We start from the raw sequence: 8,274 nt of genomic DNA, 5'->3' as shown, positions 1-8,274 counted from the left end.
GCCCCGCCCGGCTGGCCAAACTCCGCGCATGAACGCGCACGCCCGCCCCGCCGGCACTACCCTCGTCGAGCTGCTGGTCGTGATCGGACTGCTCGGCATCCTCGCCGCCAGCAGCATCCCGAGCGTGGCCCGCTGGCTGGACGCCTACACCGTGCGAGCCGCCCGCGACGCCCTCCTGGCCGGGCTGGCACGGGCCCGCGCCAGCGCCGTCGCGCGTGGCCATGCCACTTTCGTGATCGAGGTCGACCGGGCTCGCTTCTGGGCGGAGTCGGACGGTGACACGGTGGCCGCACCAGTCGACCTGGCGGCTGACTACGGCGTGAGGCTGGAAACGGAGGGTGCGCCCCTCGAGCGCCTCGAGCTGGCCTTTGACGCTCTGGGCCTGGGCCGCATGGCTGCCCGCACGCTGCATCTCCGGCGTGGCCGTGCCGAGGCGGGCATCGCCATCTCGAGCTACGGCCGGGCTCGCCCATGGTGAGCCGGATCGGGGAGCGCTGGCGCCTGCTCTCGCTTGACGGCTTCACGCTGGTCGAGGTGATGGTCGCGCTCACGGTGCTTGCCGTGGGGACCCTCAGCATTCTGGGCGCCGCCACCCTTGCGCTCCGCACTCTGCAGGAGGCGGAGGCCCGTTACCAGGCCGTGCTGCTGGCCGGCGCCGTCCTGGACTCGCTGCAGCAGGTCGCCAGCCCGGGCTCGGGCGAAGCTGTCTGGGACGCGCGGCGCGTGCGCTGGGTCGTTGAGCAGCGGGGCCGCCTCGCCTCCATCGAGCTGGTGGTCGAGTCGCCGGCCGGCGGCAGGCCTGGAAGTCTGCATTTCGCGCTGCTCCATTTCCCCTTGCCGCCCCCGCTGGCCAGCCCCTGATGAGGCGGTGTCGCGCCGGCTTCTCGCTGCTCGAGCTGGTCGTGAGTCTCGCGCTGGGCGGCCTGGTCGCGGCGGCGCTCGGCAGCCTGGTCGTGACCGAGGAGCGGCTGGCGCGCGTGCATAGCCGGCGAGTCGAGTGGGCGGAAGCGGTGCGCGCCGCCGCGGCGGTCCTGGCGGCGGAGCTGCGCTTCGCCGACGCGGCCGCGGATCTGAGCATAGTCGCGAGCGACTCGATCCGGCTGCGCGCGTTCCGGGGGACGGCCATTGCCTGCGCAGGCGTGGCAGCCGGCGCCCTGGTCAGGTATCGGGGAATGCGCGCTCCGAATGCCGCGAAGGATTCGGTGCTGCCGGTCGAGTCGAACGGGCCGGGCGGCGCCGCGCCGCTGGCGGGCAGCCGGCGAGTCGCGAGCGGATGCCGTGCCCGTGCGGGAGAGGATCTCTACACCTGGAGCCTGGGCGGGATCGTGCTCAGCCCCGGAACGATGCTGCTCCTCTACGAGAGCGGCAGCTATCACCTTTCCGGCGCAGCGCTGAGGTACCGGCGTGGCGGGGGCGGCCGCCAGCCGCTTACGCCGGAAACGCTGGATGACACGGCCAGCAGCTTCCGGCTCCTGCTGGGAACGCCGGGCACTACCCCGGGCCTTCCCGCCGCCCTGGAAGTCCGCCTGGCCGCCGCACCAGAGGTCGCTGCGCCGTCAGGCGTTGCCCCGCCCGCGCGCGCGCGGCTGCGGCTGGCCTTGCTTAATCCCGCCAGCCAGGCGGCTGGGGCAGGTCCGCCACGGGAGGGGCCGTGAAGCGGACCCGTACCGGTGCCGTGCTGGCTCTCGCGTTCCTGGTGCTGGTGGGCCTCGAGCTCCTCACGGCCAGCTTGCTTTACGTGAGCACGCAGGAGTTGCGCATTGCCCAGAGCCACAGCGACGCACTGCACGCGCGATTGGGCGCCGCCTCCGCCGTCAGTCGCGCGCTGGCGGCCTGGCGCACAGCGGCCTACGCGGACATGCGCGTGGGCGAGCTGCGCTCGCTGCCCGCCGCTGCCGGCACCCTTCCCGACGGCGTCCGTTACGCCGCCGCCCTGGAACGGCTGGCAGGTGGCTTGTTCCTGCTCCGGACACGGGCCAGTCTGACGCGATCCAGCGGCGAGGCGGCTTCGGCGCGAGCCGGGTTCCTGGTCCGGGGGCTCGATCTCGCGCTTGCCCAGGGCGCTTTGGCCGCTGCCCTGACAGTGCAGGGAGCGGCAAGCGTGCTCGCCAGCGGCTCCGTCGATGCCCTGCATGCCCAGGCCCCCCCGCCGCCCTGGCCGGACAGCCTGTGCCCCGCCAGCGTGCCCGCAGAACCCGGAGCGGAGGAGGAGGACGGGCTGGTGCGCCCCGCTATCCTGGCCGCGGCGCCTGCGCGGGTCAGCATCCTCCCCGGTGCGGCGGTCCTGGGCCGGCCGCCGCTCGCAGCCGCCACCGGCCTCGAGCGGACGACGCCGCTCGACCTCGGACCGCTCCGCTTTGAAGACCTGCCGGCCATTGCGGACCGCATCGAGGATAGCACCGTGCACTTGCAGCCCACCTACTCCAACGGCCGGTGCAACGAAGCGGCGCCGGGGAACTGGGGTGCGCCCCTCGATCCCACCGGGCCGTGTGGCGCATACTTCCCACTGATCTTCGCATCCGGAAGCCTGTCAGTGAGCGGGGGCGCAGGGCAGGGCGTACTGGCTGTGCAGGGTGATCTCACTTTCTCCTCTGACGCGCGATTCTACGGCGCCGTGGCCGTCGCCGGCCGGCTGGTGCTGCAGCGCGGCGCCGTCGTTCACGGCGCCGCCCGCGTCGCTTCCGCGACCCAGGAATCCAGCGTCGGCGGCCGGATCGATTACTCCTCCTGCGCGCTGCGCCGCGCGCTGCTCCGCTCCCCCGCACTGAACCGCCCGTTCCGACCCGCGAGCCGCGCCTGGGTGCCCAGCTTCTAGCCGCAAAAAAGTGGGGAACCCCGCATTTTTTGCGGCGACCGCAGCCCTCGAAGGCCCGGAAGTTGTTGTTGCCCAAGCCCTTGATTGCAGGCACGGATCTGCTATCTTGCTTCGGATGCGTCCCCGCGCCGGCCACGGCCGCGCCGTCGCGCTCGGCCAGCCTGATGGTGGAGACGCCACATGCGTCGACCTCCCAATGGCGGGATGCAGCCGGGTACGCCTACACCGCGATCGGGGGGGCGCTTCATGAGGGTGCGAGAGGCGGGGTTCACCCTGGTCGAGGCACTGATTGCGGTCGTCATCGCTGCGATCCTCGTAGCCATTGCCATGCTGCCCGCAGGCGGGGTCCGCGATTCCTGGGCGGTGGTCAACGCCCGCAACGGATACATCTGGCTTTCCGCGCGCGCCAAGATGGTGGCTGTCGAGCGCGGCTCGACAGCTCGCCTGATCATCGACCCCGCCACGGATCGCGCCTGGGTCGTACACAGCACGAGCGACACGATCACCACGCTGAACTTTGTGGATGAGTTTTCCGCGGACGTTACGACGGCCACCGGGGACAGCATACGGGTGTGCTATTCCTCTCGAGGCTTCGCCCTCGAATCCTGCAATACCGGCGGTTTGCCCATCGTGATTACCTTTAGCCGCGGCACCAAGCAGGTTCAGGCTCGCGTTCAGCCGCTGGGGCTGGTGGAGTCCCTCTGATGTCCGCGCGCCGCGCGCCTTCGGCCGGCTTCTCGCTGGTCGAAGTCATGGTGGCCATCGTCGTCCTGGCGATCGCGTTGCTCGCCATGGCATCCGCCACCGGATTCATCCTCACTCAGGTTCGGTCCGCCGACCTGCGTACCGAGCGCTCAGCCGTCGTGCGACAGGTCACGGAAGACCTCTGGTCCGTGCACTTCGACAGTGTGACGACCCGCGCGCAGAGCGCCGCGCTGAGCGTCAGCGGCTACACCGTGTGGTGGGATGTGACGAGCGTCAACATCAAGCTGAAGCGGGTCAACATCTACACGCAGGGGCTCGGCTTCGAGCCGGGGCAGGGGTTGGTCAACACTGTGGTTGATACGGTCGTCATCGGCGTGGCCCTGAGGTAGGAAATGAGTGCCCGTTCGCCGGGGTTTACCATTGTCGAGTTGCTGGTTGTCTTCGTGGTAGGCGCGATCGTGGTCACCGCGATATTCCGGACTTTGACCATCCAGCAGGACAGCTATCGTCATGAAAGCGCGGTGATCGGGGTACAGCAGGCGAGCCGCACGGCGCTCGACCTCCTCGGCTCGGAGTTTCGCGGACTCAGCAGCACGCGCGGCGACGTGGTGGTCACAGCGGCTGAGTCGCTCACGGTACGGGCCTTCCGAAAGCTCGGCTTCGCCTGCAACTCGACGGCTGGCTCAACCGCGCTCGACGTCTGGCAACTGGGCGAGGCCTTTGCCGTGGGAGACAGTGTCTTGTACTGGGCCGATCGGGATTCCGCCAGCTTCCGCGACGACGCCTGGAAGAAGGCCAACATTCAGGCCGTGGGCACCGTACCCAGTGGGCTGTGCGCTACTTGGCTTGCTATCTCCCTGGCCGACTCGGTCCTCGGGCCGTTCCCCACCCAGCGGCTCACCCTCTCGGTGGCGGACAGCCTGCGCCGTGGCGCCCAGGTCCGCTCCTTCGCCCGCGTGACCTACGGCCTCTTCAGCGTCAACGGGCAGTGGGTGCTCGGCCGGCACGAGCCGTCCACCGCAGCCGTGGCGCTGGTCGGACCGCTGGCGCAGCCTTCCGAAGGCGGCCTCGCCTTCCGTTACCTGAAATTCAATGGCGCACAGGTCACCTTGGGCAGCGATACCATCGCCCGCATCGAGATCACAGTGCGGGCCAAAACTACGCAGGCCGCACTCACCGGGAACTCCTACACCGACTCGCTGAAGGCTAATGTGCTGCTGCGCAACACCCCCAGGAGCTGAGATGATGGAGCCCGGCGACAAAGCTCGAGAGGAAGGGTTCGTACTGGCCGCCGCCGTGCTGGCCATCGTGGTGGTCGGCGCCCTGGTCGTGGCCGGGTTCTTCGCCTCGGCGCAGGAGGATCGCATCGGCACGGCAAGCCGCTACTCCACCGAGGCGTTCCTCGCCGCCGAGCGCGGGCTGAACGACGCCGTTGGCCAGCTCACGCGCACCCAGCTCGACCCCCTCGCCCTGGACTCCTCCGGTGTCCTGCTCACGGCCACCTACCGCAGTGGCGGCGCCACGGTCAGCTACACGGTCCGGCTCCGTCACGTGGTGACCGGCACCTACTTGATCGAGTCCACGGGCAAAGTCGTCGCGCCCGTCGCCCTCGCCGGCGCCACGCGCCGTGTCGGCATGGTGGCCCGCACCCTGCTCGGCGGCGGGGTCAAGCGCTCGGCCATCCAGACCTTCGGGCCCCTGGCCATTGGCGGCAATGCGACCATCAACGGCAACGACGCTATTCCGCCGGCCTGGCTCACCACGGCCACCGATTGCCCGGGCCTGAACGGCGTGCCCGGCGTGCTGGCTAAGGACTCGACCGAGGTGACCACTTTCGGTTCCGGCGCGATCCTGGGCGTGCCCAACCCCACCAAGCAGGATACCGCGCTCACCGAGGCGGACTTCCTGAGCATAGGCCCCCTCGAGTGGGCCGACCTGATCTCGCTCGCCAACAAGACTTATAGCGGCAATACCACCGTCAGCCCTGCGCCCAGCCTGGTGTCCGGCGGCGCCTGCAACATCAACGACAATGACAACTGGGGAGCGCCCACCACCCCGACCCACCCCTGCCACACGCACTTCCCCATCATCTACGCCACGGGCGACATGAGAATCACCGGCGGCGAGGGTCAGGGCGTCCTGCTGGTCGAGGGAGACCTCCAGTGGACGGGACAATTCCAGTTCTACGGCATCGTCCTGGTGCGCGGCAACTTTGCCCGGCCGGGCACAGGTACCAGCAACCTCTTCGGCCTGCTCAAGCTGTTCACCGATGGCGATCTCAACCAGTCCAGCACCATGGCCGGCACGCACATCACCCAGTACTCGAGCTGCACCATCGAGCGCATGCTGCGCAACATCAGCGCGCTGAACGGGTTGTTCCCCATCACCGAGGGGAGCTGGATGGATATGTCGGATGCGGGCGCGGCGTCCTTCTAGCGATTGACAAGGATGCAAGGCCTTGGTAACGTGCTAGATACGCGAAATCTCCTCATGAACGTCTGAGGCCGGATATGGCATTCTTCAGCCGCACCAGGCTTTCCGCCGGCCTCGACATTGGCAGCGGCATCGTCAAGCTGGTCGTGGTAGACCACTCGAAGCCGGAGCCCGAGATCGTGCAGCTCACCACCACACCGCAGGTGCCGGACGCCATTGTGGAAGGCGAGATCATGGATCCGGTGCTGGTGGCGGATACGGTGCGCCTGGTGGCGGACGGCGCCGCGCTGAAGAAGTCCAGGGTTGTGGCGGCGGTGGGCGGTCACGACGTGATCATCAAGAAGATCCAGATGGATCGGATGAGCGAGGCGGATGCCCAAGGGGTGATCCGGTGGGAGGCGGAGCAGCATGTGCCCTTCGACATGGACAGCGTGCAGCTCGATTTCCAGATCCTGGATCCGGGGGCGGAGTCTCCGCAGATGTCGGTGCTGCTGGTGGCGGCGAAGCGGGAGTTGATCGACAATCGGCTGAGCCTGCTTTCGGAGGCGGGGTTGTCGGCGGCGGTAGTGGACGTGGACGCGTTCGCGCTGCACAACGCGTTCGAGCAGAACTATCCGGACGCGCGTTCGGGGCTGGTCGCGCTGGTGAATGTCGGTCACGAGACAACGAATGTGAACCTGCTGGACGACGGCATTCCCATCCTGGTGCGGGACATCCCCTTTGGCTGCCGGCGGCTACGCGAGGCGTTGCAGCGGGAGCGCGGTCTGGCGGCGGAGCAGGCGGACGAGGTGATTCAGGGGAAGAGCACGGCGGTGGACCTGCGCAGCTTTGTTGCCGATCGGGTGGACGAGCTGGCGGTTGGTATCGAGCGGGCGATTGCGCTGATCACGGCGCAGTCGGGCGGGCAGGTAATCAGCCGCGTCTTCCTGTCCGGCGGCGGAGCGCGGGTTTCCGGGATGGTGGAGGCGGTGGGGAGCCGGCTGGGTGTGCAGACGGAGGTGGCCAATCCGCTCGAGCGGGTGCGGGTCCGCCCCGAGGTAATGCAAGCGATGCCGGTGGATGAGATCGCCCCCATGCTGATGATGGCGGTAGGGCTTGCCTTACGCCGCGCCTGATTCCTGTGAGCGCCCTGGTGCTCCGTGATCGAAGTCAATCTGCTCCCCGGAGCGAAGCGCCGAACAGTGCGGGGCGGCGGTCGTGGGCTCTCGCTGGCGATCCCGCGGCTGCCCGCGCTCACGCTGCCGCCGCTGCCCAAGATCGACCGCTGGATCATGATCATGGTCAGCGGCTGGATCGTGGGCCCGGCGCTGATCGCCTGGCTGGTGCTGGGGATCCGGAACCGCAACGCGGAGCTGAGCTTGAGCGTGGAGCAAGCGGAGCAGGACTCTGCCCGCTACGCGGCGCTGATCGAGGCGACCAAAGCGCTGAAGGCGCGGCAGGACACGGTCACGCAGAAGCTGCAGGTGATCCAGGAGATCGATGCCAACCGGTATATTTGGGCCCACATCGTGGACGAACTCAGCCGTGCCCTCCCGCAGTATACCTGGCTGACCAGCCTGGTCGAGGTTCAGCCTGGGCCGCCGCCCGTGTTCCAGATCCAGGGGCGCGCCGGAAACACCTTTGCCCTGACGCGGCTCATGAACGATCTCGAGCGGTCTCCGTTCATCCGCGAGGTGCGGCTGGCCTCCACGCAGCGGGTCCCGGAGGGGAACAGCGAGGTTTACGAGTTCATGCTCGAGGCGGCATATGAGGTGCCGCCGCCGGGCCTGATCGAAACCGTGCCCCTGTTCGCGAACCGCGAGGAGGGAGAGGAATAATATGGCGCTCCTGCCCAGCGATCCCCAGGCGCAGAAGCGGCTGCTGGCGGGGGTGGTGCCGCTGCTGCTCGTCTTCGCCTATGTGTACTTCTTCCACGGCAAGGCCAGGGCGGAAGTCCAGGGGCTCGAGACGCGACTCGAGGAGCTCGAGCAAAAGAACAGCACCGCTCGCGTCGCGGCGCTGCAGGGCGGGCCAGAGCTGGAGAAGAAGCTGGCGCTGTACGAGCAGCACATGGGGCGCCTCGAGGAGCTGATCCCGGCCAGTGAGGAGGTGCCGCAGCTCCTGGAGGACGTGAGCACCCAGGCGCGCGAGGCCGGCGTAGACCTCAACATGCTGCGCCCGCAGCCCGAGACGCCGGGGCCGTACTACACGCTGCAGAGCTACGAACTGAGCGTGATCGGCTCGTATCACCGCGTGGGCCGCTTCCTCAGCTCGATCGGCTCGCTCGCCCGCATCATCACTCCGGTCGGGCTCAAGCTCAAGCCCACCGGGGAGAAGGACCG

11 protein-coding genes are annotated in these 8,274 nt (G+C 68.6%); all 11 read left to right on the top strand.

Annotated elements, in window-relative coordinates:
* The first annotated feature begins 28 nt into the window (after positions 1 to 28).
* Complete coding sequence (locus HY703_12635) at positions 29 to 478, top strand: type II secretion system protein (protein ID MBI4546039.1); 450 nt, start codon at positions 29 to 31, stop codon at positions 476 to 478.
* Positions 472 to 861, top strand: coding sequence for a prepilin-type N-terminal cleavage/methylation domain-containing protein (locus HY703_12630; protein MBI4546038.1), 390 nt, complete (start codon positions 472 to 474; stop codon positions 859 to 861). Before HY703_12635 ends, HY703_12630 begins: the two co-directional genes overlap by 7 nt.
* Positions 861 to 1,655, top strand: coding sequence for a prepilin-type N-terminal cleavage/methylation domain-containing protein (locus HY703_12625; GenBank protein ID MBI4546037.1), 795 nt, complete (start codon positions 861 to 863; stop codon positions 1,653 to 1,655). The genes HY703_12630 and HY703_12625 overlap by 1 nt, the downstream gene beginning before the upstream one ends.
* A complete protein-coding gene (locus HY703_12620) occupies positions 1,652 to 2,815 on the top strand; it encodes a hypothetical protein (GenBank protein ID MBI4546036.1) in 1,164 nt (387 codons plus the stop codon). The genes HY703_12625 and HY703_12620 overlap by 4 nt, the downstream gene beginning before the upstream one ends.
* Before the next feature lie 246 nt (positions 2,816 to 3,061).
* Entirely contained in the window at positions 3,062 to 3,520 is a 459-nt protein-coding gene (locus tag HY703_12615; protein MBI4546035.1) for a type II secretion system protein, read from the top strand.
* Positions 3,520 to 3,909 (top strand): prepilin-type N-terminal cleavage/methylation domain-containing protein, encoded by a 390-nt coding sequence (locus HY703_12610; GenBank protein MBI4546034.1) that lies wholly within the window; start codon positions 3,520 to 3,522, stop codon positions 3,907 to 3,909. Before HY703_12615 ends, HY703_12610 begins: the two co-directional genes overlap by 1 nt.
* 3 nt (positions 3,910 to 3,912) lie before the next feature.
* Positions 3,913 to 4,761: a prepilin-type N-terminal cleavage/methylation domain-containing protein gene (locus HY703_12605; protein ID MBI4546033.1), complete on the top strand. Its 849-nt coding sequence runs from the start codon at positions 3,913 to 3,915 to the stop codon at positions 4,759 to 4,761.
* 1 nt (position 4,762) lies between these two features.
* Positions 4,763 to 5,956, top strand: coding sequence for a hypothetical protein (locus HY703_12600; protein ID MBI4546032.1), 1,194 nt, complete (start codon positions 4,763 to 4,765; stop codon positions 5,954 to 5,956).
* Positions 5,957 to 6,030: 74 nt separating this feature from the next.
* The gene (pilM, locus tag HY703_12595) at positions 6,031 to 7,068 is read left to right on the top strand and encodes a type IV pilus assembly protein PilM (GenBank protein ID MBI4546031.1); all 1,038 of its coding nucleotides are present in this window, start codon (positions 6,031 to 6,033) and stop codon (positions 7,066 to 7,068) included.
* 24 nt (positions 7,069 to 7,092) lie between these two features.
* A complete protein-coding gene (locus HY703_12590) occupies positions 7,093 to 7,770 on the top strand; it encodes a PilN domain-containing protein (GenBank protein ID MBI4546030.1) in 678 nt (225 codons plus the stop codon).
* 1 nt (position 7,771) lies between these two features.
* On the top strand, positions 7,772 to 8,274 hold a 503-nt coding region (gene pilO, locus HY703_12585; GenBank protein MBI4546029.1), incomplete at its 3' end, for a type 4a pilus biogenesis protein PilO.

Source organism: Gemmatimonadota bacterium (genome assembly GCA_016209965.1).
Taxonomy (GTDB): Bacteria; Gemmatimonadota; Gemmatimonadetes; order Longimicrobiales; family RSA9; genus JACQVE01.
This window is presented reverse-complemented; position numbering and strand designations above follow the sequence as displayed.